Source organism: Gordonia polyisoprenivorans, from assembly GCF_017654315.1.
GTDB classification, from domain to species: Bacteria; Actinomycetota; Actinomycetes; order Mycobacteriales; family Mycobacteriaceae; genus Gordonia; species Gordonia polyisoprenivorans_A.
Genome location: NZ_CP072203.1, coordinates 4,437,795 through 4,464,174, shown reverse-complemented (window position 1 = coordinate 4,464,174; position 26,380 = coordinate 4,437,795). Strand labels below are relative to the sequence as shown.

Here is a 26,380-nt window from a genome sequence, read left to right as displayed (position 1 = left end):
CGCGTCGGGCCGCGGATCAGTGCGTGACGGCCTGATATACCGCGAGGGTCTGCTCGGCGATCGCATCCCAGGAGAATTCCGCAGCGGCCCGTTCGCGTCCGGCCTTGCCCATCGACTCGGCGGTCGCCGGATCCCGCACCACCGCATTGACGCCGTCGGCGAGGCCGCGTTCGAACGCAGCCGAGTCGGCCGGATCGTAGGGGACGAGGACACCGGTGACGGCGTCGCGGACCACCTCGGGAATGCCGCCGACCGCCGAGGCCACCACCGCCGTCCCGCAGGCCATCGCCTCGAGGTTCACGATACCCAGCGGCTCGTACACCGACGGGCAGACGAATACTGTTGCGGCGGTGAGGATTTCCCGGATGCGCGGGAGTGGGAGCATCTCCCGGACCCAGTGCACGCCATGCCGCGAGGCCGACAACGCGGCGACCGCCGACTCGACCTCCGCACCGATTTCCGGGGTATCCGGCGCTCCTGCACACAGGATGAGCTGGACGTCGGGATCGAAATGGTGGGCGGCTGCGACGAGGTGGGCGACGCCCTTTTGTCTCGTGATCCGGCCGACGAAAGCCGCGATCGGCCGATCCGGGTCGACGCCGAGCGCGGTCAATGTCGAGTCCGGACCGAACGGGTCGTCCACCGCGAACCACTGCGACGTGTCGATCCCGTTGCGCACCACGTGAACTCGACCGGGATCGAGGCGCGGATAGGTCTCGCACACGTCGTTGGCCATCCCGGAGCTGACCGCGATCACCGCGTCGGCGTACTCGACGGCGTTGCGCTCCACCCAGCTCGACACCCGATAGCCGCCGCCGAGTTGCTCGGCCTTCCAGGGTCTCATCGGTTCCAGCGAGTGTGCGGTCAATACATGTGGCACGCCGTGCAACTCGGCCGCCAGGTGGCCGGCGAGACCGGTGTACCAGGTGTGCGAATGCACCAGGTCGGCGCCGGCGGCACCCACCGCCATCCGCAGATCGGCGGACAGCGTTGTGATCGCCGCGTTGGCGCCGTTGAGTCCCGGGTCGGGTGCGTACACCGTTGCGGTGTCCCGCGGTTGCCCCATGCAGTGCACGTCGACCTCGATCAGTGCGCGCAGATGTCGCACCAACTCGGTCACGTGGACTCCGGCACCACCGTAGACCTCGGGTGGATACTCCCGTGTCATCATCGCCACCCTCATGACGACGACGCTAGTGCCCGCACGCGCAGTTCGCCACGAAAGCGGGGCAAACTCGGCAAGAGCCGGATGTCGTCGAGGCGAGAACATCGCGAACATCAGTGGATCGAGGTGTGTGTTCGTCTGGCCCGTGCACAGATTGGCGGTTAAGTTGTGAGTGTGAGATCACAGCCGCACGTGCTCGGTATCGTCCTTGCGGGCGGTGAGGGTAAACGCCTGTACCCGCTGACGATGGACCGCGCGAAACCGGCGGTCCCATTCGGTGGCGCCTACCGGCTGATCGACTTCGTCCTGTCCAATCTGGTCAACGCCGGTTACGAACGCATCTGCGTTCTGACGCAATACAAGTCGCATTCACTCGACCGCCACATCTCGCAGACCTGGTGGTCGTCGGGATTCCACGGGGAGTACATCACCCCGGTGCCCGCGCAGCAGCGCCTGGGACCGCGGTGGTACACCGGCAGCGCCGATGCGATCTTCCAGTCGATGAACCTCATCGAGGACGAACAGCCGGAGTACATCGTCGTTTTCGGTGCCGACCACGTGTACCGGATGGACCCGTCACAGATGGTCGAGGCGCATATCGACTCGGGAGCCGACGTCACCGTCGCGGGTATCCGGGTGCCGCGCGCGGAGGCCAGTGCGTTCGGGTGCATCGATGCCGACGAGTCTGGTCAGATCACCCGGTTCCTGGAGAAGCCCGCCGATCCGCCGGGTACTCCCGACGACCCCGACGTGACCTTCGCCTCGATGGGCAATTACGTGTTCACCACCGAGGCGCTGGTGGAGGCGATCCGCGCCGACGCGGCCGACTCCGACTCCGACCACGACATGGGTGGCGACATCATCCCGGCCTTCGTGAACCAGCAGCGGGCGTTCGTCTACGACTTCGCCGACAATGAGGTGCCCGGTGCCACCGAACGCGACCGTGGGTATTGGCGTGACGTGGGGACGCTCGACGCGTTCTACGACGCGCACATGGACCTCGTGTCGGTGCACCCGGTGTTCAACCTCTACAACCGACGCTGGCCGATTCGTGGCGAGACACTGCATCTGCCGCCCGCGAAGTTCGTGCAGGGCGGTCACGCCCAGGATTCGGTGGTCGGCGCCGGCTGCATCGTGTCGGCCGGGTCGGTGAGGACCTCGGTGCTCTCGGCGAACGTGATGATCGAGGACGGCGCCGTCGTGGAGGGCAGTGTGTTGATGCCCGGCGTGCGGGTCGGCAAGGGTGCGGTGGTCCGACGCGCCATCCTCGATAAGAACGTCGTCGTCGGTGAGGGTGAACAGCTCGGTACCGACCTCGAGTCCGATCGTCAGCGGTTCGCGGTCAGTGCCGGTGGCGTGGTGACCGTCGGCAAGAACATCCGCGTCTGAGCGCTCGCGTCCGTGCTCTGGGGCGTCGGTCTGCTCAGCGTTGCGGTGCCTCGCTCACGAGGCGGCGTCCGAGGGCGACGAGGGACACGATGTCGGTGCCCTCGGTGTCGGCGGGCAACGCCTCGACCGGCCACCACCGCAGATCGAGTGACTCGTCGCTGATGGTGATCGGCGGTAGGCCGCCGTCGGACGTCGGCGGGGCCACCGCGACGAAGCGCACGTCGAGGTGGCGGGTCGGCACGCCGAGCGAGCAGGTGATCGGGTGGGTGTGCAATTGCGCGAGCCCGGCCAACGCCAGGCCGTCGATGCCGGATTCCTCGCGGGCCTCACGCAGCGCGGCGTCGGCGATGGACGCGTCGTCGGGTTCGCAATGCCCCCCGAGCTGAATCCATTTGCCCACCCGCGGATGCAGCGTCAGCAGTACGTGATCGGCGCCGGCGTCGAAGACGATCGCCGACGCGGTCAGGTGACCGGGCGCGTGAGCGCGCAGACAGGCCTGCTCGGCGGCGTCGAGGAAGGCGCGATAGGTGTGGCGCAGTGAGTCCTGTTCCGGTGACGGCGCCGTCCAGGTCTCGAGAGTCGCCACCGCCGAATCGTGCAGGGATTCGGCGCTCACCGCAGGATCAGCCAGTCGTCGGTGGGCGCACTCGCACGCAGCCCGGACTCCTGCGCCGGGTGGCCGATGGCGATGGCGCCCAACGGTTCCCAGTCGGCGGGGACCTCGAGGTGGGAGGTCACCACGGGTGCGGCGAAGATGGTCGACCCGACCCAGCAGGAGCCCAGTCCGCGGACCGAGAGGGCCACGAGCAGGGCCGTGACGGCGCCACCGGCGGCAACGGTGAACATGGTGTGCTCGGCGGCATTGCGACGATCGTCGGGATAGGTGTGGGCGCCGTCGGGGATCAGGAACGGGATCACCAATTCCGGGGCGTCGTAGAGGATTCGCCCCCGCGCGACGCGTTTTTCGATCGACTCGGCGGTCTTCTCGTCGGAGCCGAGATCTGCGCGCCACGCCTCGCCCATGGCATCGAGGAGTCGTGTCCGGCGTGCGGCGTCGCGGACCCACACGAATCGCACCGGGTGGGTGTGGTGCGGAGCGGGTGCGGTGAGTGCGTCGGCGCATGCCGCGGTGATTGCCTCCGGGTCGACCGGGGCGTCGGCGAAGGCGCGCACCGATCGCCGCGTCAGCAGCGCCTCCCGGCGGCCCTGCTCGATCGCCTCGGCGGTGCCGAGGTGGAACAGGTCCTCGTCGGTGGGCCGGATCAGATCGGCCGCCCGTGACCCGTCGTCGGTGGGCTGCAACCCGCGCACCACGGCCACCGGCACGCCCGCGAGCTTGCCCTTGACCAGGTCGGCCGCGGCCGCGATCTCGTCGGCTACGGCGATGTCGGTGACCACCAACGGATTTCCGTGGCTGTCGACGCCGCCCTCGTAGGGATGGGTGACCGCGATCCCCGCCGCGCCGATCGCCACGTCGATCTGTCCGGTCCGCCATGCGCGTCCCATGGTGTCGGTGACGATCACCGCCACCTCGATGCCGGCGGCCGCGGCGAGGGACGCGCGCAGTTCGGCGGCGCTGCGGTCGGGGTTCTCCGGCAGCAGCGCGAGCGCGTCGACGGGAACATTCGACCCGTCGATACCGGAGGCGGCCTGCACGAGGCCGAGCCGGTTCTCGGTGATCAGTGTGCGGTTGCGGCGCGCGAGTACCCGCACCGATTCCTGCACGACGAGCCGTCGGCGCAGGGCGTCGCGTTCGTCGGGGTCGGTGGGGGCGGCCACCATGCGCCCCTCGGTCTTGGAGAAGACCTTGCTGGTCACCACCACTACGTCACCTGATGCCAACCACGGTGCGGCCCTGAGGATTTCGCTGGTGAGGTCGGTGGTCGTGTCGAATTCCGGCAACCCGGTCACCGGGCGCACCTCGATGATGCCCGGGGCGCGGTGATCGGTGATCGGGGAGGTGTCGCCGGCGGTCATCGATCGGCCCCGGGGGTGTCGACGCCGACCAGAGCGCACGCCGCGCGCACCATGTGCGCGGTGGCGACCGGGTCGGTCATCAGCAGGGGAGCGGCACCGATGGAGATGCCCTCGACCGCCGCCTCGTCGCCGTCGGCGATGAGCCACCCGTCGAGGATTCCGTTGCCGCTGCGCGCACCGTAGTGTGCGGCGATCGCCTCGGCGGTGGTCTCGACGCCGATCACCGACAGGCACTCGTCGGCCATACCGCGCAGTGGCCGGTTGTCGATCACGGGACTCACGCCGACGACACGCGCCCCGGTGGTGCGCAACGCGCTGCGCACGCCCGGCACGCTGATCACCGCACCGATGCTCACCACCGGGTTGCTGGGCGCGAGCAGGACGACGTCGGCCTCGGCGATCGCCTCGATCACCCCCGGCGCGGCGTGCGTGTCGTCGGAACCGACCTGGGCGAAACCGAATGTCGGGATCTTGGCCCGATGCCGAACCCACCACTCCTGGAAGTGGATTGCCACCCGCGCGCCGTCCTCGCCACCCGGAGCGGACACCACGACGTGGGTCTCGTGGCGGTCGTCGGTGGCCGGTAACAGCCGCACACCGGGCTGCCAGCGCTTGCACAGCGCGGCGGTGACGTCGGAGAGCCGGTAACCCGCGTCGAGCATCTGGGTACGGATGAGATGGGTGGCGAGATCGCGATCACCCAGCCCGAACCAGTCCGGATCGGCGCCGTAGGCCGCGAGTTCCTCCTTGGCGTGCCAGGTTTCACCCTTGCGCCCCCACCCGCGCTCGGTGTCGATGCCCCCGCCGAGGGTGTACATACAGGTGTCGAGGTCGGGGCAGATCCGCACACCGTGCATCCACGCATCGTCTCCGACGTTGACGATCGCCGTGATCTCATGGGGGCCCGGGACGGTTGCGGCCTCGTCGATCGCCGCGCCCTCGGCGGGCGCGGGAAACGGGGTCGGCCCGAACAATTCGCGGACACCCTGCAGGAATCGGGCGCCACCGACGCCACCGACGAGAACGGTCACCTTCACAGCGATCCACTGTAGTGACCCGACTGTGGTGACCCGACCGCGGTGACCCCCCACGCCCGCGCCCCGACGGCCCGACGGACACCGACCCGAGTGGCGCAGCGCCCGCGCATCCGGTAGACCGTACGGGTCGGTGTCCTGGTGCGGTTCGATGTCCTGTGCGGTTCGGTCGCAACCCGGACATCCGGCAGCGCAGGCGATGTGAGATTCCTGACGAATCGGCTTCCCCACGTGTCGCGACTCCGGTTTTCCTCGGCCAGTGGTATCAAGAAGATTTCTCTCTCGGCTTGACCTGAGTGGTCGCCAGCGTGTGTAATCACATCAGTGTCATTTTCGGTTCGAGATCGAGAATCACTGAGAGCTAAGTGTTTTCGATAGGATGTTCGACCGGATGTCGCTTCGGGTCGATGTGTTGCTCGCGTGGTGTGAGCGCGACTCGAAACGCCGGGCACTGGTGAAGATCGAACGACAACAGGTGGACGGGGTGACGCGGCAGTGACGCCGTGGCGCGAGACAGCAGCAGTACAACGACTTCCCAGGCAGGAGGGGCCGGCGATGGCATTCGACAACCCGATCGGCAATCCCCTTGAACCACAAGACCCTTCACGCACCACTGGCTCCGACGACGCGTTGTATCACGGTCTCGGACCGGTCAACGAGACATTCCTGACCTCACCGCAGGTCGGGCTCGCCGACGCCGAGTCCGATGCCCCGCGACGGCATTTGTCGTTGGTGCCCAACGAGTTCGACGATCTGTTCGACGCGATGGAGGAGCAGTGGCAGGACCGGGCGCTGTGCGCCCAAACCGATCCCGAGGCGTTCTTCCCGGAAAAGGGCGGATCGACGCGCGAGGCCAAACGCATCTGCTCCGGATGCGAGGTCAAGGCGGAGTGCCTCGAATACGCGCTCGCCAACGACGAGCGCTTCGGTATCTGGGGCGGCCTCTCCGAGCGGGAGCGCCGTCGCCTCAAGCGCGGCATCATCTGAGCCGCTGACGGCGAACGGCCGTCCAGGTGACCGTCGGCCACCGCATCACCGTGCCAGGGTCAGTCGAGTCCTCGGTCGATCGTGTCCTCGTCGACGCCGAGGTGGGTGGCGACCTGCTGCACGAGCACCTCGTGGATCAGCTCGATCAGTTCGGTGTCGCGACGCGCACGGCTCTCCAGCGGTCTGCGGAACAAGATGATCTTCGCGCGGGTCGGCTGTCCGTGGACGTCGACGCCCGCCGGGATCAGTCGCGCGAGCGGGATCGCGCCGTCGGCGGTCACCTCGTCGGGCCATTGGATGGTCTCCGGATCCCGCGGCAGCATGCGGGGGATCTCGTCGACGGCGATGTCGAGTCCGGCGAGTTCGTCGTGCCACCGCGCATCGATCTCGGCGAAGGCCTCGATGGCCACCGCGTCGAATTCGTCCGATTTGCTCCGCCATGCAGGCACGCTCGGCGGCAGTAATGGTGTCCGCAGTCCACGCCCGCGACGCTCGCGACGCCGGGCGGAGCGCGCGGGTCCGGTGCGACCGGCGTGCGGTGGCCGAAAACCATCGAATCGCATGGCGCGAGTGTAGGAGGGCGTGCACCGAATGTCTCGTGCCGGTGCCGGTCTCGTGTCGGTTGCCTGTCGGTGGGTGTCGGCCGCCGGTCTGCGTGTCCGGTGTCCATGGTTCACGCGTGTCGGGATCGCCGGATCGATCCGGGCCGGGCTAACCTCAATGACGTGAAGCTTCCCCGCCAGTGCTGCAGGCCCGGCTGCACCCGTTCCGCGGTGGCTACCCTGACCTTTGTCTACGCGGAGTCGACGGCCGTGATCGGACCGCTCGCCAGCTCGGCCGAACCGCATTCCTGGGATCTGTGCGACGAGCATGCGCGCCGGATCACCGTGCCCCGTGGCTGGGAGATGCTGCGCAGCGAGCGGGGGTTCTCGGCGCCGTTGGCCGAGGACTACGAGCTGACCGCCCTTGCCGAGGCCGTGCGCGAGGCCAGTTCCGGTGGACGTGCCGGACGGGTCGCCGCAGACATGTCGCATCCCGATCCGATCGATGCCTTCGACGACATGCGTCCGGGTCGCCACCGGGCGCCCAACCGTGACGTGCATCCCGCCGATCCCGGTCCCCGCGGCGGTGCCACCAAGCCGCGCCCGGGCCGCCGCGGCCATCTCCGGGTCCTGCCCGACCCGGTCGACTGAACTGCGCGCCTCGAGAGCCCGCAGTCGGCTTGCGCCCTCCGGCGCGCCGGAGCGGCAGGGCCGGGGATCATCGGGTCGCGCGGTGTGTGGGCGCCGTGCCGAATGCCTGACTACTGTAGGGGTCATGCGAACCGGTGCCCCCGATCTCGACGACGTCGACGACCTGATCGCGGCCGACACCGAGGGACTGCTGCATGCGGCCGCACTCGCCGGGGCGCAGGTGCGCTCGGTCGCCGAGGCCGTGCGTGAGGGTGTCGCAGAGCCGCTATCGGAGTTGCGGCCGCGCAGTGTGGTCATCGTGTGCGCTCCGGGCGGTCCGGCCGCCGGCGCCACTGCGATGGTGTGCGCGATGCTCGCCACCCGGGTCGATGTCCCCATCGTGTGCAGCTCGGCGTTGCCCGGCTGGATCGGTCCGCTCGACGTCGTCGTTCTCGCCGGCATCGATGGTGGTGACATGCGTCTCGCCGACGCCGCGGCGCGGTCGTTGCGTCGCCGCGCCGAGGTGGTGATCAGTGCGCCCATCGAGGGTCCGCTTCGGGATGCCTTGGGGGGCAACGGAATAGACTTCTCGCCTCGGGTGGACGTCGACCCCCGTTTTCGCTTCCCGGGATTCGTGGCGGTGCTGCTCGCGGTGTTCACCGCGCTCACCCAGGTCCGGTTCACCGGATCCGCACCCACGGTGGCCGACCTCGCCGACGCACTCGACTCCGAGGCGGCCGCCGACCATCCCGCGCGTGAGACCTTCCACAACCAGGCCAAGATCCTCGCCGCTCGCCTCGGTGAGGGACCGGTGATGTGGACCGGCGACTCGCCCGCGACACTTGCGGTGGCCGATCGCGCCGCTGCGGTGGTGTTCGCGGTCTCCGGAAGTCGGGGCGCCACAGCCGATCTGGCCGACATCTCGCGTGTCTCACGCGACATCTGGTCGGACGCGGATGCCGGCTCGGTCGCCGATTCCCTGTTCTACGACCCGCAGATCGACGGGCCGCGCGGCGATGCCCCGCCACGGGTGCTGGTGGCCACCACCGCCGCCCGGGAGTGGGACACACGCCGTCGTGTCGGTGCCCTGGCGTCCACGGAGGTCCTCGTCGGAGCCGACGCCGACGCGCAGGCCCCGCCCGTGGTCGGTGGGGACGCGGCCGAGCCGGCCGATGCCCCCGGCGATCTCACGTCCCTGTTGGTGTTGATGTTGCGTATCGAAATGGCAGCGGTGTACCTGCGACTGATCGGAGCCGAGCAAGGATGAAGGTCATCGAGGGAGTCGTCCGCACGTATGCGTGGGGGTCGCGCACCGCGATCGCCTCCCTGCGTGGCAAACCGGTACCGTCACCGCACCCCGAGGCCGAATTGTGGTTCGGCGCGCACAGTGCCGGTCCGGCATGTCTCGTCGAGGAGGACGGGACGACGATCGGCGCAGATCTGCTCTCGGTGATCGAGTCCGATCCGACCGCCGCCCTCGGTGCGCCGACCGTCGAGCGGTTCTCCGGGCGGCTGCCGTTCCTGCTCAAGGTCCTCGCCGCCGACGAGCCGCTGTCACTGCAGGCGCATCCGTCGTCCGAACAGGCCAGTGAGGGCTTCGCGCGGGAGAACGCCCAAGGGCTCGCCATCGACGCGCGTGATCGCAACTACGGCGATCCGTGGCACAAACCGGAGTTGGTGGTCGCGCTCACCGAGTTCGATGCCCTCGCGGGTTTCCGCGACCCGGCCGTCACCGTCGAGTTGCTGCGCCACCTGCAGGTCAGTGAACTCGACCCGTTCCTGGGAATGCTGGTGGGCCAACCGGATTCACACGGTCTGCGCGCCTTGTTCACCACCTGGCTCACGCTGCCGGAGGCCACGATCCAACGCGTGACGCCCGCCGTGCTCTCCGCTGCGGTACGAGTGCTCGAATCAGGTGAGAGCGCATTCGGCGACGAACTGCGCACCCTGCTCGAACTCGGCGAGATGTACCCGAACGATCCCGGGGTGCTCGGTTCGCTCCTGCTCAACCGGGTGCGACTGCAGCCCGGTGAGGGTCTGTACCTGCCGGCCGGCAACCTGCATGCCTACCTCGACGGGACCGGGGTGGAGATCATGGCCAACTCCGACAACGTGCTGCGTGGCGGGCTGACCTCGAAACACATCGACGTGCCCGAACTGCTGCGGGTGCTCGATTTCACGCCGGTCGACGTACCGGACCTGATCCCGGCGATCCGCACGGTGGGCGCCGAACGCATCTATCTCACCCCGGCACCCGAATTCCGGTTGTCCCGTGTGGAACTCGACGGCACCGGGATGACGCAGCCGTCGTCGATCAGTTTCGACATGCCGGGTCCGCAGATCCTCGCGGTGTTGTCGGGGACCATCGAGGTCCGTCCGGCCGGGGGTGCACCGTTGGCGGTCACGGCGGGCCGGGCGGCCTGGCTGACCGACGCCGATCCCGACGTGGTGGTCCGTGCCGCGTCGGCGCGTGCGGTGTTCTTCCGTGCGCTGGTGCCGACCCACGGGTGATCCGGCTATACCCGCTCGACGGGTGCCGGCTCACTCCGGGCGGCGGCCCCATTTCGGGCAGCGGCCTCTCCGATCATCGCCCACTCCTCGGGAAGTGCGACCATGGTCACCGTAGTCCGGCTATTCGGGGTGAGCACCGAGATCTGTTGGGGTACATGCGGATTCTGGATGAGTGAGATCGTGGCGACCGATCCGAGGCGGCGTGTGCCGTCGTCGACGACGAAACGGGTGGTGCCCGGCGGCGGGGGACCGGCCGGTGGGTCGACCCCGTCGTAGAGATCCACCCGCATTCCGCGGGGCGCGTTGTCGGACAGTGCGATGTGCACCATGGGGGGATCGGCGACCGCCGCGACGAGGTGGTGCCAGCGTTGCGGGGCGGATGTGTGCAGCACCACCGGAGCCCCGATCGCGACCGTCCGCAAGACGGTTTGGGCGATCATCGCGTACGTGCCCGAGAGAACGACCATCTCGATGCCCGGACCGACGAGGGGCAACGCGACCGCGTGACCGCTCGGATCGGCGCCGAGGAGTTGTCCGCAGCCGCCGGCGGGCAGCGCGAGGTGCTCGACGAGCCGTGTGGCCCGCGCACCTTCGGCTGCGGGTAGCGCCCGGGCCAGTCGCGGCGGGGATGCCACCGGGAGTGACGTAGTGAACGCGTCGAACTGGCGGCCGCGCAGCGGCACGGTACCGGTCGGGTCACCGCTGTTCGGACTACTGCCGTTCGGCCCACCATCGGCGGGACCACCGTCGAGACGGACCAGCGCGGCGACCCGCAGACGACCATCGGTGCCGCGTCCGAGACGCACGGTCAGCGTCGTCGCCGCGCTCGGCTGTGCCCAGATGTCGGCAGCCACCCGCGGAAGTTCGTCGGGATCGACGGCGAGCGACCGCGTGCTCAGTCGAGAGCTGCGCAACCCGTCCCACTCCTCGGTCAGCTCGTCGAGTTCGTGTCCGGCGGCGAGATGGTCGGTGACCGCGGTCATCTCGGCCGCCGAGAGTGCGGCGACGGTCAGCCCCCGCTCGGTCAGCCGGCGCGCGACCCGTTTGGTGGTGATCGTCGCGGCCCGGAGTGCACCTTCGGCGCCCCCGCCGCGCCGGGCGACGGCGTCGGGGCAGTCGCGGGGATCGAGACGCAGGATCACGAACACGTTGCGGTGTGCGGTGGCGGTCAAACGTCCCAGGGTCCGCAGATAGGTCGACGCCGCGGTGCCACGACCGCGGATGCGCGTTCCCTGGCTCACCACGTCGATCGAGGCGAGTGGGATGTCGAACGGGTCGATGCACTCGACGAGAACATCAAGGGGGACATGCGCGTCGGCGGCATCCGAGCGGTCGCTTCCCGGTACGCCGAGCCGGGTCAGCACAGGTGTGCCGGGGCGGACCCGGAGGGCGGTGATCAGGGTGTCGCCGGCCCATCGGGCGCCGATCGGCGGCTCCCCGACATCGGCGCCACGGGATCTCACGACCGCGCGGGTCGGGATGTCGAACGGCGCGGGCGTGACCTCGTCGGTGCGCCGACGGACACGCGCCCACCCGAACGCGCATCGGCGACCGATGCGCTGAAGGGGTGAGGTGTGCTCGCGCCACGGGATCATCAGAAGCGCCACCACCGCGGCGATCGCCAGCGCCGCAACGCCGAGGTGGGCGCCACCCACGGCCCAGATCGTCAGGCCGAGGGCCAGCAACACCTCGACGAGCACCACGCCGCGTACCAGGGGTGCACCTGCGGCCAACCGGTGCGCCCGCGGACGTGCGCCCGTCGCGCTCTGCCCAGAACCGTGCCGCTCCGGCCTGTTCGATGCCACCCGTGCCCCCCGTTCGATCTGTCACCCCCGACGTATCGGCGCCCGGCCCCACTTGCCACGGTCGACGTCCACCAGCAGGCCGAGCCGATCCACGCGTATCGGTTAGGGTACTACCCAAACCGCACAAATCGCCGAGGAGATGGATCGGTGAATCGGTAGTCCACAGGGGGAACCGAATGGATGTGGGGTGCGTCCAAACGGGGTAATGACCAAGCGGTATCGACCACGTGGGTTTCGACCAAAGTGGGTATCGACACCGACGTGTGCGCAGGGAGGGGATCGCGTGGCGCGGCAACTCACCACGAAGGCTCAGGTCAACGGCTACCGGTTTCTGCTGAGCAGACTCGAGCACGCCCTGGTCCGCCGTGATGCCCGGATGCTGCACGATCCGATGCGCTCGCAGATGCGGGCACTGGTACTCGGAACGGTGTTGGCATTGCTGGCGTTGGCCGGCTTCGGGATCTGGGGGCTGGTGAAACCACAGGGCAGCGTGGGCAAGTCGGCGATCCTGGTGAGCAAGAACAGCGGCGGTCTGTTCGTGGTGATCGACGAGACCTTGCATCCTGTGCTGAATCTCGCCTCGGCGCGCCTGATCGTCGGCGACGACGCCGCGCCGACCTCGGTCAGCGACCGCAAGTTGTCGGGCTATCCGCGTGGTGCCCTCCTGGGCATCCCGGGTGCGCCCGCCGGGCTGCCGGGATCGGCACACCCGGGGACGTCGACGTGGAGTGTGTGCGACCGGATCGCCGACCGACAACCGGCCGGCCGGACGGATGGGCCGCATTCGGTACGGCTGGCGGTGATCGGGGAGAGGCCGGTGCTCGGTGACCGATTCCGCACGGGCGCACCGGACGATGCGGTACTCGCCTCCGACGGCCGTTCGACCTTCCTGCTGTACACGCTCCGGCGCGGGGACAGGTCGATGCCGGTGCGCGCCGAGGTCGACACCGCGGACCCGGCGGTCATGCGGGCATTCGGACTCGAGGGGGCCACGGTGCGTTCGGTCAGTACCGGACTGCTCAACTCGGTGCCGGAGGTGGCGCCGCTGCGAGTACCCGATCTGGCCACCACGGGTGTGCCGGTGATCTCGGCGCCGGGTGTGCGGACCGGTTCGGTGGTGCGCACCGTCGGGATCGATGGTGCCGCACACTATTACGCGGTGCTCTCCGGTGCGGTTCAGCCCGTCGGGGCGGCCACCGCGGAGATGCTGCGTCTCGCCGAGGACGGCGGTGCCGCAGAGGTGATGACGGTGGCGCCGGCCGTCGTCAATGCGGTGCCGCACACCGCCACCACCTTGCCGGTCGGCGAGTTCCCCTCTCGTCCACCGCATCTGGTGGACGTGTCGGCGGCGCCGACGCTGTGTACGACGTGGGACCGAGGTGCCGACGACCCGCACGCAGCCACCTCGATGTTGTTCGGTCGCGGATTACCGATCGTCTCGTCGCAGCGTCCGGTCGCGCTGGCCAGTGCCGATGGCAGCGGCCCCGGCATCGACGAGGTCTTCCTCCGCCCGGGATCGGGTGAGTACCTCCGTGTCACCGGCAACGAGCCGGACAGTACCCGGTCCGAATCGCTGTTCTACCTGAATGATTCGGGCATTCGGTTCGGCGTCGCGGATGTGGCCACCGGCCGGATCCTGGGTCTCGGTGACGCTCCGGCGCTGGCACCGTGGTCGGTGGTCTCACTGCTCACGCCGGGGCCGACGCTGTCGCGCCACGATGCGCTCGTCGCCCACGATGCCATCGCCGCCGACCCGGCCGGCGCACCGGTCGCCGTGCCGGCCGGTTAGGGCCTGCCGTCCGAGCGGGATCCGACGCGGCCGATCGGCATCGTTATCCCCGGCGGCGTTCAGACCGGGGTGACCGGACCGCCCATGATGTTGCCGACGATCCCGCGGATGACGTTGGTGCCGTCCTCTTCCCGCAGTTCGCGATACCACTGCGCGGTCTTCTCCGGGTCCTTGGCATGGGTGACGTCGCAGCGTTTGCGGGCCCGCAACACGAGTTCGCCCGCGCGTTCGGTGCGCGCCTCCTGGTAGGCGGCGAGCGCTGCGGATACGTCGTCGGGATGGTCGCGGAACGCGTACTGCAGTGCGACGGCGTCCTCCATCGCCGAGCACCCGCCCTGTCCGATATCGGGGGTGGTGTTGTGTGCGGCGTCGCCGAGGACCGCGACCCGGCCCTTGACCCAGGTGTGGAAGGGGTCGAGGTCGAGGATCTCGACGCGATTGGTCGTCGCCGGGTCGAGGGCGGCGATCAGCGTCTGTACCCCGGGCGCCCAGTCGGCGAACTCGGCGGCGAGAATCTCTCGGGCGCTGCCCCGTTCGTACGGCACGCCCTCGGGCATCGGGACATCGAAGAAGAAGTAGAACCGGTCACCGGCCACCGGCATCACCGATACCCGGCGGCCGTCGCCGACATAGGTGGTCCACTCGGTGGCGGGTCCGATCTTCTCATCGATCGCAACGAGTCCGTTGAAGTTCACATATCCCGCGTAGCGGCGGGTGACCGGTCCGCCGAGAACATATTCGCGGGTCAACGATTTGGCGCCGTCGGCACCGATGACCAGGTCCGCGGAAACCGTGGTGCCGTCGGCGAATTCGACTGTGGCACTGTCTGAGCCGCCGCTGACCGAGGTCATCTTCTTGCCGAAACGGATGTCGTCGATCCCGTAGGCCGTCATCAGCATCAGTTGGAGTTCGGCGCGTGCCACCGGGTAGGGGCGTTGCCCGACCTCATCGATGAGTGGCTGCATCGAGAAGCGACACATGGTGTCACCGGTCTTGGCCTCGACATAGCTCATCGTCTCGACGATGCCGCCGAGCTCTGCAACCTCCCGCTCGAGTCCGAGGTGATTGAGGCACTTGACACCGTTGGACCACACCGAGATCGCCGCTCCGACCGGCTTGTTCTCGGTGACCTGCTCGAATACCTCGACCTCGATGCCGAGTTGTTTGAGCGCGATCGCCGCGCTGAGTCCACCCATACCGGCCCCGATGATGACAGCCTTCACGACACTTCCTTCCCGCAGAACCACTACAGGCTAAGGGGATCAGGGCGCTCGCGCGCGTCGAGGATGCTCCCCGACGATGCCGTCGGCGAACAATCCGCGGTCGTCACCGGCGCGGTCAGTTGGTGGCGCAGCCGGCGGCGAGGGTGCGCACCATGCGTTCCCACTGATCGGTGATGGTGGCGATGTCGAGTCCCACGGTGTCGGTGAGATGTTGCACCGACGATGCTGCCAGCGGTGCCTGTACCGCGATGGCCACGGTGTGGACGTCATCTCCGAAACCCAACTGGCGCAGCAGGATCTGCACATGCTGGGTGGAGGCACGCCAGACGGGGTGTTTCATGAACTCGCCGCTGTCGGCGCCGGCTTCGAGAAGGACGTCGAGATGGTCCACGGTCATCTTCAGTCGTGCCCGCCCGTAGGCGAGCAGGCGGTCGAGTGGTGGCGCCCCGGGGCCGAGGGGCTCGGGACCGGAGAGGTAGGCCTGCTGGAGCTCGGATTCGGAGTGGTCGAGTAACGCGTGCATCAAACCGGTACGACTGCCGAATCGACGGAACACCGTTCCCTTGCCGACGCCTGCGGCCGCCGCGACGGCATCCATCGTCACTCCCGCGGCGCCGCGGGTGTCGATGAGCGTCTGTGCGGCGGCGAGCAGTAGGCGGCGATTGCGCGCGGCGTCGGCGCGTTCGGGTTCGCCGGTGCCGGACAGGCGCAGAGACAGTGCGTTGTGCTCCGGCTCGGACACGTGATGTACCTAACTCTCGGCGTTGTGACAGAAATATTCGGACCGTGGTCCGGTTGATTCTATCAACTGATACCCGAGTGTAGGAGGAGATGTCGTGTCCGATTCGACCGTTCATGTGGTGGCGCTGGTAGGGAGTCTGCGTCGGGATTCGATCAATCGCCGGTTGGCGCGGGCCGCGGTCGACAGTGCGCCCGACGGCGTGGCGGTGACCCTGATCGACGGCCTTGACCAGCTGCCGTTTTACAACGAAGACCTCGATACCGCGACCGGATCGGAGGCCGGTGATCTCGATCCCGCCGTGGCGCGACTGCGCGCGCAGGTCGGAGCGGCCGACGCGGTTCTGCTGGCCACACCCGAGTACAACGGCTCCACCCCGGCCGTGTTGAAGAACGCCATCGACTGGCTGTCGCGGCCGTACGGAGATGGCGCGCTCAAGGACAAGCCGGTCGGCGTCATCGGTGCCGCGCTGGGACGGTACGCAGGGACCTGGTCGCGCGAGGACACCCGCAAATCGGTCGGCATCGCCGGCGGTCGTGTCGTCGAAGAAGTGGACTTCGGAATCCGAACGGCCGGGCTCGATGATGGTGCGCTCCCCGCCGACGTCGTCGACGGAGTGGGTGCGGCCGTGCGCGTCCTGGCCGAGCAGGTGCCTGCCCGCGTGTGATCGTCGCGTGTCCGCTCGCGGTGGGCGGTGGGGGTGTCGGTGGTCTGTGGGAGTGAGTAGGTGATCGGAGGGACGCGCAAACGCGACACGCCCGGCTGCAACGCAACACGCCGGGATTCGCGATTCTGCATGCATCGCGACCTGCGAGTTTCATGAATGTGATTCACAACTTCTTGGGGTGCTCTGAAATGTCAGGCACTAGGTGTAGTGTTCTCACCACCAGCAGGGCCGAGATGCACAGAGGCGTCAGAGGCCGCGGGTGAGGGCAAGATGTGGTGATCTGCGTCACGTTCTTCACGCTGGAAAACCGAACCCACCGCCACCGTTCAGACGAGCATCTGCCGATCATCACGTGACCCGAGGAGCGTTCATCAATGGCCATCACCGTCTACACCAAGCCGGCATGCGTGCAGTGCAATGCGACCTACAAGGCGCTCGACAAGCACGGGCTGTCCTATGAGGTCGTCGACATCAGCGCCGACGACGAGGCCCGCGACTACGTGATGGCCCTGGGCTACCTGCAGGCGCCGGTGGTCGTGGTCGGCGATGACCACTGGTCGGGATTCCGCCCCGACCGCATCAAGGCGCTCGCCGCCAACGCTGCCTGAGCCGGCCGCGCTCGTTCGATCCGGAGGGGAAGTCGGGATCGAACCGCAGGCGGGCCGACATGCAGCCATGTGCGCGGTTGCCTGCCCCGTGCGACCCACCGGGGCAGGCAACCGGACCACCGAAATTCTTCGTGTGATCGCGGCGTTCAATAGAGACAGCGTTCAACAGACATAGCGTCAAACAGGCACAGCGTTCATCGGACTCGGTAGGGGTGAGACAGATGACGGGCACCGCGCCACTGGTCGTCTACTTTTCCTCCGTGTCGGAGAACACCCACCGCTTCGTGCGTAAGCTGGGGCTGCGCTCGATGCGGATTCCCGTCGTCGATCGGGCCAGCATCGAATCGTTTCGCGTCGACGAACCGTTCGTGCTCATCTGTCCGACCTACGGCGGCGGCAAGTCGTCGTCGACCGCGGTCGGCGGGGGATTCGTTCCCAAGCAGGTCATCAAGTTCCTCAACAACCCCGACAACCGATCGTGGATTCGCGCGGTGATCGCCGCGGGTAACACGAACTTCGGTGAGGAGTTCTGCCTCGCCGGGGACATCATCTCGCGTAAGTGTCGCGTGCCCTACCTGTATCGGTTCGAGCTGATGGGCACCGACCACGACGTCTCGCGGGTGCGGGAGGGTCTCGTCGAGTTCGCAGCGAGTCCCGCCTTCGACCGCCCGGACATGTCAGACCCTCTCACTACAGTGTCGCGGTAGTCGTTTCACTGTCGAATCCGCACCAGGCCGACCCATCCGGTTCAGTCCATTTCGCCAAGTCCACACACCCGAAAGCACAGGAGTTCTCGTGTCGCCCACCGCATCCGTCTCCGACGTGACCACCGACACCACCACCTCGGCCAGCAAGTCGGGTGTGCACGCCTCTCCGGCGGGTCATGATCCGGGCGAGCTCGACTATCACGCCCTCAACGCGATGCTCAACCTGTACGACCGCGACGGCAAGATCCAGTTCGAGAAGGACCGCGAGGCTGCGCACCAGTACTTCCTGCAGCACGTCAACCAGAACACCGTCTTCTTCCACGACCTCGACGAGAAGCTCGATTATCTCGTCGAGGAGAACTACTACGAGCCCGAGGTCCTCGCCCGGTACGACCGGGAGTTCGTCAAACTCCTCTTCGGGCACGCCTACGGCAAGAAGTTCCGCTTCCCGACCTTCCTCGGAGCGTTCAAGTACTACACGAGCTACACCCTCAAGACCTTCGACGGCAAGCGTTATCTCGAGCGGTTCGAGGATCGCGTCTGCATGGTCGCGCTGACGCTGGCCGACGGTGACACCGCACTGGCCCGCAATCTCGTCGACGAGATCATGGAGGGCCGCTTCCAGCCGGCCACGCCGACCTTCCTCAACTCCGGCAAGAAGCAGCGCGGCGAGCCGGTCAGTTGCTTCCTCCTTCGTATCGAAGACAACATGGAATCCATTGGGCGGTCCATCAATTCGGCTCTGCAGCTGTCCAAGCGCGGTGGTGGGGTGGCGTTGTTGCTGTCCAACATCCGTGAGCACGGTGCGCCGATCAAGAAGATCGAGAACCAGTCCTCGGGTGTCATCCCGATCATGAAGCTGCTCGAGGATTCGTTCTCCTACGCCAACCAGCTCGGTGCCCGTCAGGGGGCCGGCGCGGTGTACCTGCACGCCCACCACCCCGACATCTACCGCTTCCTCGACACCAAGCGGGAGAACGCGGATGAGAAGATCCGCATCAAGACGCTCAGCCTCGGCGTGGTGATCCCCGACATCACCTTCCAGCTCGCCAAGAACAACGACGACATGTACCTGTTCAGTCCGTATGACGTCGAGCGTGTCTACGGCGTGCCGTTCGCCGACGTCAACGTGACCGACAAGTACCACGAAATGGTCGAGGACAAGCGGATTCGCAAGACCAAGATCAAGGCGCGCGAGTTCTTCCAGACCCTCGCCGAGCTGCAGTTCGAGTCGGGTTACCCCTACATCATGTTCGAGGACACGGTGAACCGGGCCAATCCGATCGACGGCAAGATCACCCACTCCAACCTGTGCTCGGAGATCCTGCAGGTCTCGACGCCCTCGACGTTCAACGATGATCTGTCCTATGCGCAGGTGGGTAAGGACATCTCGTGCAACCTCGGCTCGCTCAACATCGCCAAGACCATGGACTCGCCCGACATCGGGCAGACCATCGACACCGCGATCCGTGGGTTGACCGCCGTCAGTGACCAGACCTCGATCACCTCGGTGCCGTCGATCGAGCACGGCAACAACGAGTCCCACGCGATCGGTCTCGGGCAGATGAACCTGCACGGCTACCTTGCCCGTGAGCGCATCTTCTACGGCAGCGACGAGGGTATCGACTTCACCAACATCTACTTCTACACCGTGCTCTATCACGCGTTGCGTGCATCGAATGCCATTGCGCGCGAACGGGGTAAGGCGTTCGCCGGGTTCGAGCGCTCGAAGTACGCCAGCGGTGAGTTCTTCGACAAGTACACCGATCAGGAGTGGCTGCCGAAGACCGATCGGGTGGCGGAGTTGTTCGCGCAGGCCGAGATCACCATCCCGACCCGCGACGACTGGCGTGAGCTCAAGGTGGCGGTGCAGCGTGATGGCATCTACAACCAGAACCTGCAGGCGGTCCCGCCGACCGGCTCGATCAGCTACATCAATCACTCGACGAGTTCGATCCACCCGGTGGCGGCCAAGATCGAGATCCGCAAGGAAGGCAAGATCGGTCGCGTCTACTACCCGGCGCCCTACATGACCAACGATAATCTCGAGTACTACCAGGACGCCTATGAAATCGGCTACGAGAAGGTCATCGACACCTACGCCGCGGCGACCCAGCACGTCGACCAGGGCTTGAGCCTGACGCTGTTCTTCAAGGACACCGCGACCACCCGCGACGTCAACAAGGCGCAGATCTACGCGTGGCGCAAGGGAATCAAGACCCTGTACTACATCCGGTTGCGCCAGATGGCCCTCGAAGGGACTGAGGTGGAGGGTTGCGTCAGCTGCATGTTGTGAGCCTCGGGCGACGATGAGTCCGACTCCTGCGATGAGCTTCGAGCAATGGATGGCGGCGATCACCACCCACGGTGCGATGATCGCCGCCACCAGCACCGCCGATCTCGGTGTGCCGGTACCGAGTTGTCCCGAGTGGACGGCCGCCGACCTGATCTGCCATGTCGGCGCCGTGCACCGGTGGGCGACCGCTCGGATCGTCGGCGACGATTCGGTGCGGTCCTACGCCGACTTCCCGGCTCCTCCGGCCGACGAGCTGACCGACTGGTATCGAGCCGGGCTCCGCGGGCTCGTCGAGGCTCTCGGTACCCGGGATCCCGACACGGCGGCACCGACCTTCGTCGGCGAGCGCACCGTCGGGTGGTGGGCGCGTAGGCAGGCGCACGAACTCACCGTTCACCGATGGGATCTGGAGTCCGCGATTCGACCCGGCACGCAGCAGGTGGTCGACGCCGAGTTCTCCGCCGACGGGATCGAGGAGTGGCTCGATGTCTTCGCTCCCCGATTCCTGTCCCGGTCCGGCGGCGTCCCGCAGCACCTGCATGGAGCGACACTGCATCTCCACACCCATGACGAGCCGGTCGGCGAATGGCTGGTCGAGCTGTCCGCGGACGGGCTGACGTGGTCGCGAGAGCACATGAAAGCCGATGTGGCGCTGCGTGGTTCGGCTTTCGACTTGTTGCTCACGCTCTGGCATCGCCGACCACTGTCGGCCGTCGACACGGTTGGGGACGCCGGCGTCGCCGCCGAACTGCTCGACCTCATCCACGTCACCTGACCGCCACCGCTACCGTAGAACCCGCATCCGCATCCATGAGGAGATGATCATCATGACCGCAGGCACCCACAGCCCGGCCGACGGCGCACCCATCAAGCTGGTGAGCCGCGTCTCTGCGATCAACTGGAACCGCGTCCCCGACGAGAAGGACGCCGAGGTGTGGGATCGCCTCACCGGCAACTTCTGGTTGCCGGAGAAGGTGCCGGTGTCCAACGACATCCCGTCGTGGAACACTCTCACCGAGTACGAGAAGCAGCTGACGATGCGGGTGTTCACCGGTCTGACGCTCCTCGACACCATCCAGGGCACCGTTGGCGCGGTCTCGCTCATCCCGGATGCGTCCACCCCGCACGAAGAGGCGGTGCTCACCAACATCGCGTTCATGGAGTCGGTGCACGCCAAGAGCTACAGCTCGATCTTCTCCACGCTGTGCTCGACCAAGGAGATCGACGAGGCGTTCCGCTGGTCGGAGGAGAACGAGCACCTGCAGCGCAAGGCCCAGATCGTCATGGATTACTACCGTGGAGAGGACCCGCTCAAGCGCAAGGTGGCCTCGACCCTGCTCGAGTCATTCCTCTTCTACTCCGGCTTCTACCTGCCGATGTACTGGTCCTCGCGCGCCAAGCTCACCAACACCGCCGACCTCATCCGCTTGATCATCCGCGACGAGGCGGTGCACGGCTACTACATCGGCTACAAGTACCAGCGGGGTCTGGAGGTGCAGACCGCCGAGCGTCGTCAGGAACTCAAGGACTACACCTTCGAGTTGCTCTTCGAGCTCTATGACAACGAGTCCGATTACACCGAGGCGCTCTACGACGAGGTCGGCCTGACCGAGGACGTCAAGAAGTTCTTGCGCTACAACGCGAACAAGGCGTTGATGAATCTCGGCTACGAGGCGATGTTCCCGAAGGACGAGACCGACGTGAACCCGGCCATCCTGTCGGCGCTCTCACCCAACGCGGATGAGAACCACGACTTCTTCTCCGGCTCCGGTAGCTCGTACGTCATCGGTAAGGCGGTCAACACCGAGGACGAGGACTGGGACTTCTGATCATCCGAGACGCCGGAGCCGTTGCGTGATCGCGGGCCAGAGGTTCTCGAGCGCGCTGGGATCCTCATGTTGCGTGGACTAGCATGGTCGCCATGTCGATCACCGAAAGGGGCGCTGCGCCTCACCTGAGTTGATGGCCGGCGTTCGCGTCCGCAGGGCGGACGAACTCCGACGTTCCCGACGATCCCGCTCCCATTCCTGTTGGGGCCACCTGATTCTGGCGCCTCTGTGGGCCCAGCACGGCGCCAACCTGGGCACCCTGCTGCGCACCTGTGATGCGGTGGGCGCCTGTATGGCGGTGCCACCGCACGACTGGGTGGGTCCGGCCCTGCGACGGGGCAACACCGTTCCGGGCCGCTCATGTATCCATCGCACCGGCAACCCGGTCCGGTGGCTCGAGCGTGAGCGAGATGCCGGCGCTCACCTCATCGGCGTCGAATTGGCCGAGGGCGCAACGCGTCTGGCAGATCTACCGATCGCACGGCGACGCACCGTGGTGGTGCTCGGGCACGAACGTACGGGTATCCCCGAGTCCGTCCTCGATGTGCTCGACGACGTCGTCGAGATACCGATGGTGGGACGCGGGGCGAGCCTGAACGTCGCGGTGTCCGGGTCGCTCGTCGCCTACAAGCTCGCGGGATTGGTGTGAGACCGCCCTCAGGGTTCGACGATCCGGTCGTAGAGATCGCCCAACTCGTCGACGGCTTCGGCGATGTCGCCGGGGGCGACCCCGGAGGCCCGCAATGCCGTGCGCAGCGCGGTGCCGTCGAGGTCGGTCAGGGGATTCATCCGCGGCGGCGACGGGAGTGGGGGAGCGGTCGCGCCGGTGCCGTAGAAATCGATTCGCGGTGGCGCGGAGGCGTTCTCGTCGTCGATCCGCGTTCCCTCACGCTGCGGGAAGGAGTCTCGGGCGGGTGCGAGTTCCTCGATCGCGTCGAGCAACTCCGGCAGCGATGTCCCCATCACGGTCAACAGGGTGGTGGGGGTTCGGTCGATCTCGACGGCCACCTCGTACATCGTCGACAGGACGTGGATGCAGCGCCCGGAGTCGTCGGGGCACGTGCAGTCGCCGACGATATCGGCGCTCTCGGTGGGCAACACCAGTTCACCGACGGTTCGCGGTTGCTCGCCACGCGCGAGCGACATCACCTCGGTCACGCCGTCGGCGGCACGCAGCAACGTCGCCACCGTCGCGGTGTCGACGGTGCGGATCTCGATCGTCACCTCGAACGGTTCGAGCTGACTGCCGTCCACCGACGAGGTGACCCGGCCCGCGCCGATCGTCAGCCGATGCACGTGCCGATCGCGAAAGTACCTGCGAGCCTTGGTGATCTTGCGGCTGTCGACTGCCGCATCGGTGCCGTCGCCGGCGAAGCGGCCTTCGGCCACATCGACCAACGCCCGCGACCACGGAGTCAGCGCATATCCGCGCACCGGAACCGTGCCACGCCGTGCACTCATCGGCGTGCACTCATCTGGGCGCCGCTCATTCGCTCACCGCGTCCTCGCGCAACCGAAACAGTTCGAAGAGTTCGTCGTTGCCGAGGTCGCCCATCCAGTTCTCGCCCGCCGACACCGTCAACCGCGACAGTTCGCGCTTCTTCGCGATGAGGTCGTCGACGCGTTCCTCGAGCGTGCCGACGCACACGAAGCGTCGCACGTGCACGCGTTGCCGCTGCCCGATCCGGTACGCACGATCGGTCGCCTGGTCCTCGACGGCCGGATTCCACCAACGGTCCACGTGCACCACGTGATTGGCGGCCGTCAGATTCAGGCCGGTGCCGCCGGCCTTGAGGGTGGCGATCAGGATCGGCGGTCGGGTCCCGGTGTCGCCGTGCTGGAACCGGTCGACGAGCCGGTCACGGTCGCCGCGTGCCAGGCCTCCGTGCAGCAGCGGGATCTCGGTTCCCAACAACTCGGTGAGCCACGCCGACAGTAACTCGCCGAAGGCCGCGAACTGGGTGAACAGCAGGGCCTGATCGCCCTCGGCGACCAGTGTCGTCGCGATGTCGTCGAGCAGTTCGAGCTTCCCCGACCGGTGGACGCCCCGCCGGACCAGTGGTGTGCCGTCGGCCAGATAGTGCGCGGGGTGATTGCAGATCTGCTTGAGGCGCGTCAACGCCGCCAACACCGTTCGCCGGCGCAACGCGCGCTGCTGTTTGTCCTGCAGTGCCTCCATCAGGTTGTCGATGACCGCGCGATACAGCGCAGCCTGCTCGACGGTGAGGTTGGCGCGCACGGTGAACTCGGTCTTCTCCGGCAGGTCGGTGATGATCGACGGGTCGGTCTTCTCGCGCCGGAGGATGAATGGGCGGGTCAGTGCGGCCAGGCGGGCGAGCGCGTCGGGATCGCGGTCGCGTTCGATCGGCTCGGCGAAGCGATTGCGGAAGGTCGATGCCGACCCCAGCAGACCGGGATTGACCAGGTCGATCACCGCGCGTAAGTCCTCCAGCCGATTCTCGACGGGGGTTCCGGTCAGTGCGATCCGGTGATCGGCCGGAATCGCCCGGAGTGCTTTGGCCGCTGCGGTTCTCACGTTCTTGACGTGCTGGGCCTCATCGACGACGAGATGCCGCCAGGGGTGCGCCGCCAGCAACTCGCGGTCCCGGGTGGCGATCGCGAATGTCGTCAGCACCAGCTCGGCGCTGCCGTGGACCGCCGCGAACGCGGCGCCCTTCGCGCGATCGGGACCGTGATGGACCGCGATCGTCATGCTCGGCGCGAACCGGGCCAGTTCGGCAGACCAGTTGCCCACCACCGACATCGGGCAGACGATCAGCGTGGGGGTGTGGGTGGGGGCGGCCGCGGTGTGTGCTTCGTGGGCGAGCAACGCGATCACCTGCACCGTCTTGCCCAGCCCCATGTCGTCGGCGAGGACGCCACCGATCCCGCGGCGCGCCAGATGCGCCAACCACTCCAGGCCGCGCTGCTGATACGGGCGCAGCGAGGCCGCCAACAGTTCGGGCGGCGGGATCGGTTGTGGGCGCAGGGCTCCGGTCTCGGCGATCTCGTCGAGCCAGTCCAATCCGCGCACCGCGCCCACCGGAACCGGCAGGGTCTCGGAGTCACCGGCGAGAAGCCCGAGCAACTCGCCCATGTCGGGTGCGGCGCCCGATCCGGCCAGCGCGCGCTGGGATTTCACATAGGCGGCCGCCCGGCTCAACCGGGCGCCCTCCGCGCGCACCCACACGCCGCGGATGCGGACGAGATCGCCTTTCTGCCTGGACAACTCGTCGAGATCGGCTTCGCCCAGCGTGATCGCATCCGGGCCGTCGCCGAGTGCCAGACGCCACTCGAACTCCCGGATCTCCCGCAGCCCGACCATGCGCGCCGGAGCGCCGCCACCCACCACCGGGCGGGCCCGCATGGTCAGACTCGGCCGAACCTCGGCGATGGTGCGCGGCAACAACACCGGGAACCCGGCATCGGCCAGCGCGGCGGCGCCGGTGATGAACAGCCGTTCGGCGAGCTCGGTGGAAAGGAGGTAGTCCAGACTCGTCCGGTCCGGATCCGCTTGGTGCAGTTCGGGAAACGCCCGGACCGCGGCGGCCAGCTCGGTGGTCACCTCGTCGAGGGCGGTGGCGTCGAGCCGACCCGGCAACACCGGCGCCACATGACCGTCGATCGAGCGTCGGCACACCGCGAGACGCCACCGCAACCGGTCGGGATCGGTGAGCACACGGTCGATGTCGTCGTCGGGGCCGACGTCGTCGATCGGCGAGTCCGGGTCGTCGGGTTCGTGCAGCCGGAAGACCAGGGTGGCCTCATCCGCAGCGGCGCTCGTGCCCCAGCCCGCCCACGCCGACGTCGCCGCCGGGCGGGCGGCGGCCGTCGGCACCGCCCCGTCACCCACGAGCGCGGCGATCAACGGCGTGGCGGGATCGGCCGCACCCAGTCGTGACGCGGAAGCATCTATCCGGCAACGACATTCGTGATCGATGACCTCAGCTGCGAAGTCCATCAGAGCGGCGGCGCCGCCGTTGTCGGCGAGCGCGCCCGGCGCGCCACCGGTGATCACCGCACTCCATGCACGCCACGCCGAGGTCGGTAGCGGTGCCCAGCGGAACACCGTCTCTCCGGCGATGTCGACCAGGGTGGGGGCGACCGAGCCGGCCTCGACGAAGCGCCGGACCCCATCGACGAGATGCCGATACCAGGCGATGTCGCCGGTGACGGGTAGCGACCGGGTGGCATCGAGGAAGGAGACGGCAGAAGCCGTGCCCAGGGTCATCGTGGCGACGAAGTCGCGGCGGCCGGCCTCGTCGATGATGTCGATCTGGCGGCGAAAACGCTTGCCCGCCAACAGTGATCGCAGAGGATCGGGGAGCTCACCGGTGCGCGTGGCGTCCTCCCAGACCGCCAGTCCCACACCCGGGCGCCACAGCGCATGCAATCCGGCCGCCGACCCACCCGGAGCCGACGGCTCGCCGGAACGCGTCGCGAGGGTCGATGCCATGGCCTTCAGGGTAGTTCGCGGCCCCG

23 protein-coding genes are annotated in these 26,380 nt (G+C 67.6%); 13 read left to right on the top strand and 10 right to left on the bottom strand.

Annotated elements, in window-relative coordinates:
* Positions 1 to 16: 16 nt before the first annotated feature.
* Positions 17 to 1,183 carry a glycogen synthase gene (glgA, locus tag J6U32_RS20150; protein WP_208791862.1) on the bottom strand — a complete coding sequence of 389 codons (1,167 nt, stop codon included), beginning with the start codon at positions 1,181 to 1,183 and terminating at the stop codon, positions 17 to 19.
* A 156-nt stretch (positions 1,184 to 1,339) separates the two neighbouring features.
* Here glgA and glgC point away from each other — a divergent pair, with 156 nt between their 5' ends.
* On the top strand, positions 1,340 to 2,554 hold the full coding sequence (gene glgC / locus J6U32_RS20145; protein WP_208791861.1) for a glucose-1-phosphate adenylyltransferase: 1,215 nt from the start codon (positions 1,340 to 1,342) through the stop codon (positions 2,552 to 2,554).
* 34 nt (positions 2,555 to 2,588) lie between these two features.
* Here the strand turns inward: glgC and J6U32_RS20140 are convergent, their stop codons facing one another.
* Genes J6U32_RS20140 through cofD form a run of 3 tightly spaced genes read right to left on the bottom strand, consistent with a single transcriptional unit; the run spans position 2,589 to position 5,568 of the window.
* Complete coding sequence (locus tag J6U32_RS20140) at positions 2,589 to 3,170, bottom strand: NUDIX hydrolase (protein ID WP_208791860.1); 582 nt, start codon at positions 3,168 to 3,170, stop codon at positions 2,589 to 2,591.
* Complete coding sequence (locus J6U32_RS20135) at positions 3,167 to 4,531, bottom strand: coenzyme F420-0:L-glutamate ligase (protein WP_208791859.1); 1,365 nt, start codon at positions 4,529 to 4,531, stop codon at positions 3,167 to 3,169. Before J6U32_RS20135 ends, J6U32_RS20140 begins: the two co-directional genes overlap by 4 nt.
* Positions 4,528 to 5,568, bottom strand: a complete 1,041-nt coding sequence (gene cofD / locus J6U32_RS20130; protein ID WP_208791858.1) for a 2-phospho-L-lactate transferase — start codon at positions 5,566 to 5,568, stop codon at positions 4,528 to 4,530. Before cofD ends, J6U32_RS20135 begins: the two co-directional genes overlap by 4 nt.
* Positions 5,569 to 6,330: 762 nt before the next feature.
* Between cofD and J6U32_RS20125 the strand changes: the two genes are divergently transcribed.
* Positions 6,331 to 6,552: a WhiB family transcriptional regulator gene (locus tag J6U32_RS20125; RefSeq protein ID WP_208796232.1), complete on the top strand. Its 222-nt coding sequence runs from the start codon at positions 6,331 to 6,333 to the stop codon at positions 6,550 to 6,552.
* A 59-nt stretch (positions 6,553 to 6,611) separates the two neighbouring features.
* On the opposite strand, the gene J6U32_RS20120 is transcribed toward J6U32_RS20125, so the two are convergent.
* The gene (locus tag J6U32_RS20120; RefSeq protein WP_244332203.1) at positions 6,612 to 7,115 is read right to left on the bottom strand and encodes a metallopeptidase family protein; all 504 of its coding nucleotides are present in this window, start codon (positions 7,113 to 7,115) and stop codon (positions 6,612 to 6,614) included.
* Positions 7,116 to 7,277: 162 nt separating this feature from the next.
* Here J6U32_RS20120 and J6U32_RS20115 point away from each other — a divergent pair, with 162 nt between their 5' ends.
* The 3 genes from J6U32_RS20115 (at position 7,278) to manA (ending at position 10,235) form a co-directional block, all read left to right on the top strand.
* Entirely contained in the window at positions 7,278 to 7,745 is a 468-nt protein-coding gene (locus J6U32_RS20115; protein ID WP_208791857.1) for a DUF3499 domain-containing protein, read from the top strand.
* Between the two features lie 124 nt (positions 7,746 to 7,869).
* The gene (locus J6U32_RS20110) at positions 7,870 to 8,991 is read left to right on the top strand and encodes a hypothetical protein (protein ID WP_208791856.1); all 1,122 of its coding nucleotides are present in this window, start codon (positions 7,870 to 7,872) and stop codon (positions 8,989 to 8,991) included.
* Positions 8,988 to 10,235 (top strand): mannose-6-phosphate isomerase, class I, encoded by a 1,248-nt coding sequence (gene manA, locus J6U32_RS20105; RefSeq protein ID WP_208791855.1) that lies wholly within the window; start codon positions 8,988 to 8,990, stop codon positions 10,233 to 10,235. The genes J6U32_RS20110 and manA overlap by 4 nt, the downstream gene beginning before the upstream one ends.
* Before the next feature lie 5 nt (positions 10,236 to 10,240).
* On the opposite strand, the gene eccE is transcribed toward manA, so the two are convergent.
* Positions 10,241 to 12,040, bottom strand: a complete 1,800-nt coding sequence (eccE, locus tag J6U32_RS20100; protein WP_244332201.1) for a type VII secretion protein EccE — start codon at positions 12,038 to 12,040, stop codon at positions 10,241 to 10,243.
* Positions 12,041 to 12,323: 283 nt separating this feature from the next.
* Here eccE and eccB point away from each other — a divergent pair, with 283 nt between their 5' ends.
* On the top strand, positions 12,324 to 13,829 hold the full coding sequence (gene eccB, locus J6U32_RS20095; RefSeq protein ID WP_208791854.1) for a type VII secretion protein EccB: 1,506 nt from the start codon (positions 12,324 to 12,326) through the stop codon (positions 13,827 to 13,829).
* A 59-nt stretch (positions 13,830 to 13,888) separates the two neighbouring features.
* On the opposite strand, the gene hpxO is transcribed toward eccB, so the two are convergent.
* Both hpxO and J6U32_RS20085 read right to left on the bottom strand, forming a co-directional pair.
* Entirely contained in the window at positions 13,889 to 15,052 is a 1,164-nt protein-coding gene (gene hpxO, locus J6U32_RS20090; protein WP_208791853.1) for an FAD-dependent urate hydroxylase HpxO, read from the bottom strand.
* A 115-nt stretch (positions 15,053 to 15,167) separates the two neighbouring features.
* The gene (locus J6U32_RS20085; RefSeq protein ID WP_208791852.1) at positions 15,168 to 15,794 is read right to left on the bottom strand and encodes a TetR/AcrR family transcriptional regulator; all 627 of its coding nucleotides are present in this window, start codon (positions 15,792 to 15,794) and stop codon (positions 15,168 to 15,170) included.
* Between the two features lie 94 nt (positions 15,795 to 15,888).
* Here J6U32_RS20085 and J6U32_RS20080 point away from each other — a divergent pair, with 94 nt between their 5' ends.
* The 7 genes from J6U32_RS20080 (at position 15,889) to J6U32_RS20050 (ending at position 22,547) form a co-directional block, all read left to right on the top strand.
* On the top strand, positions 15,889 to 16,458 hold the full coding sequence (locus J6U32_RS20080; protein ID WP_208791851.1) for an NAD(P)H-dependent oxidoreductase: 570 nt from the start codon (positions 15,889 to 15,891) through the stop codon (positions 16,456 to 16,458).
* A gap of 374 nt (positions 16,459 to 16,832) precedes the next feature.
* Positions 16,833 to 17,066, top strand: a complete 234-nt coding sequence (locus tag J6U32_RS20075) for a redoxin NrdH (RefSeq protein WP_208791850.1) — start codon at positions 16,833 to 16,835, stop codon at positions 17,064 to 17,066.
* Positions 17,067 to 17,287: 221 nt separating this feature from the next.
* A complete protein-coding gene (gene nrdI / locus J6U32_RS20070; RefSeq protein WP_208791849.1) occupies positions 17,288 to 17,773 on the top strand; it encodes a class Ib ribonucleoside-diphosphate reductase assembly flavoprotein NrdI in 486 nt (161 codons plus the stop codon).
* An 88-nt stretch (positions 17,774 to 17,861) separates the two neighbouring features.
* Complete coding sequence (gene nrdE, locus J6U32_RS20065) at positions 17,862 to 20,069, top strand: class 1b ribonucleoside-diphosphate reductase subunit alpha (RefSeq protein WP_208791848.1); 2,208 nt, start codon at positions 17,862 to 17,864, stop codon at positions 20,067 to 20,069.
* A gap of 13 nt (positions 20,070 to 20,082) precedes the next feature.
* Complete coding sequence (locus J6U32_RS20060; protein WP_244332199.1) at positions 20,083 to 20,844, top strand: maleylpyruvate isomerase family mycothiol-dependent enzyme; 762 nt, start codon at positions 20,083 to 20,085, stop codon at positions 20,842 to 20,844.
* Between the two features lie 52 nt (positions 20,845 to 20,896).
* A complete protein-coding gene (gene nrdF / locus J6U32_RS20055; protein WP_006367603.1) occupies positions 20,897 to 21,898 on the top strand; it encodes a class 1b ribonucleoside-diphosphate reductase subunit beta in 1,002 nt (333 codons plus the stop codon).
* A 133-nt stretch (positions 21,899 to 22,031) separates the two neighbouring features.
* A complete protein-coding gene (locus J6U32_RS20050; RefSeq protein ID WP_208791847.1) occupies positions 22,032 to 22,547 on the top strand; it encodes a TrmH family RNA methyltransferase in 516 nt (171 codons plus the stop codon).
* An 8-nt stretch (positions 22,548 to 22,555) separates the two neighbouring features.
* On the opposite strand, the gene J6U32_RS20045 is transcribed toward J6U32_RS20050, so the two are convergent.
* On the bottom strand, positions 22,556 to 23,359 hold the full coding sequence (locus J6U32_RS20045) for a hypothetical protein (protein WP_208791846.1): 804 nt from the start codon (positions 23,357 to 23,359) through the stop codon (positions 22,556 to 22,558).
* Between the two features lie 25 nt (positions 23,360 to 23,384).
* A complete protein-coding gene (locus J6U32_RS20040; RefSeq protein WP_208791845.1) occupies positions 23,385 to 26,354 on the bottom strand; it encodes a DEAD/DEAH box helicase in 2,970 nt (989 codons plus the stop codon).
* Between the last annotated feature and the right edge of the window lie 26 nt (positions 26,355 to 26,380).

Bases quoted from the DNA above. Each gene is read 5' to 3' on its own strand.
- glgA (WP_208791862.1), bottom strand. From the start codon at position 1,183: ATGAGGGTGGCGATGATGACACGGGAGTATCCACCCGAGGTCTACGGT.
- J6U32_RS20135 (WP_208791859.1), bottom strand. From the start codon at position 4,531: ATGACCGCCGGCGACACCTCCCCGATCACCGATCACCGCGCCCCGGGC.
- J6U32_RS20125 (WP_208796232.1), top strand. From the start codon at position 6,331: ATGGAGGAGCAGTGGCAGGACCGGGCGCTGTGCGCCCAAACCGATCCC.
- J6U32_RS20120 (WP_244332203.1), bottom strand. From the start codon at position 7,115: ATGCGATTCGATGGTTTTCGGCCACCGCACGCCGGTCGCACCGGACCC.
- J6U32_RS20110 (WP_208791856.1), top strand. From the start codon at position 7,870: ATGCGAACCGGTGCCCCCGATCTCGACGACGTCGACGACCTGATCGCG.
- manA (WP_208791855.1), top strand. From the start codon at position 8,988: ATGAAGGTCATCGAGGGAGTCGTCCGCACGTATGCGTGGGGGTCGCGC.
- J6U32_RS20075 (WP_208791850.1), top strand. From the start codon at position 16,833: ATGGCCATCACCGTCTACACCAAGCCGGCATGCGTGCAGTGCAATGCG.
- nrdI (WP_208791849.1), top strand. From the start codon at position 17,288: ATGACGGGCACCGCGCCACTGGTCGTCTACTTTTCCTCCGTGTCGGAG.
- J6U32_RS20060 (WP_244332199.1), top strand. From the start codon at position 20,083: ATGAGTCCGACTCCTGCGATGAGCTTCGAGCAATGGATGGCGGCGATC.
- nrdF (WP_006367603.1), top strand. From the start codon at position 20,897: ATGACCGCAGGCACCCACAGCCCGGCCGACGGCGCACCCATCAAGCTG.
- J6U32_RS20050 (WP_208791847.1), top strand. From the start codon at position 22,032: ATGGCCGGCGTTCGCGTCCGCAGGGCGGACGAACTCCGACGTTCCCGA.
- J6U32_RS20045 (WP_208791846.1), bottom strand. From the start codon at position 23,359: ATGAGTGCACGGCGTGGCACGGTTCCGGTGCGCGGATATGCGCTGACT.
- J6U32_RS20040 (WP_208791845.1), bottom strand. From the start codon at position 26,354: ATGGCATCGACCCTCGCGACGCGTTCCGGCGAGCCGTCGGCTCCGGGT.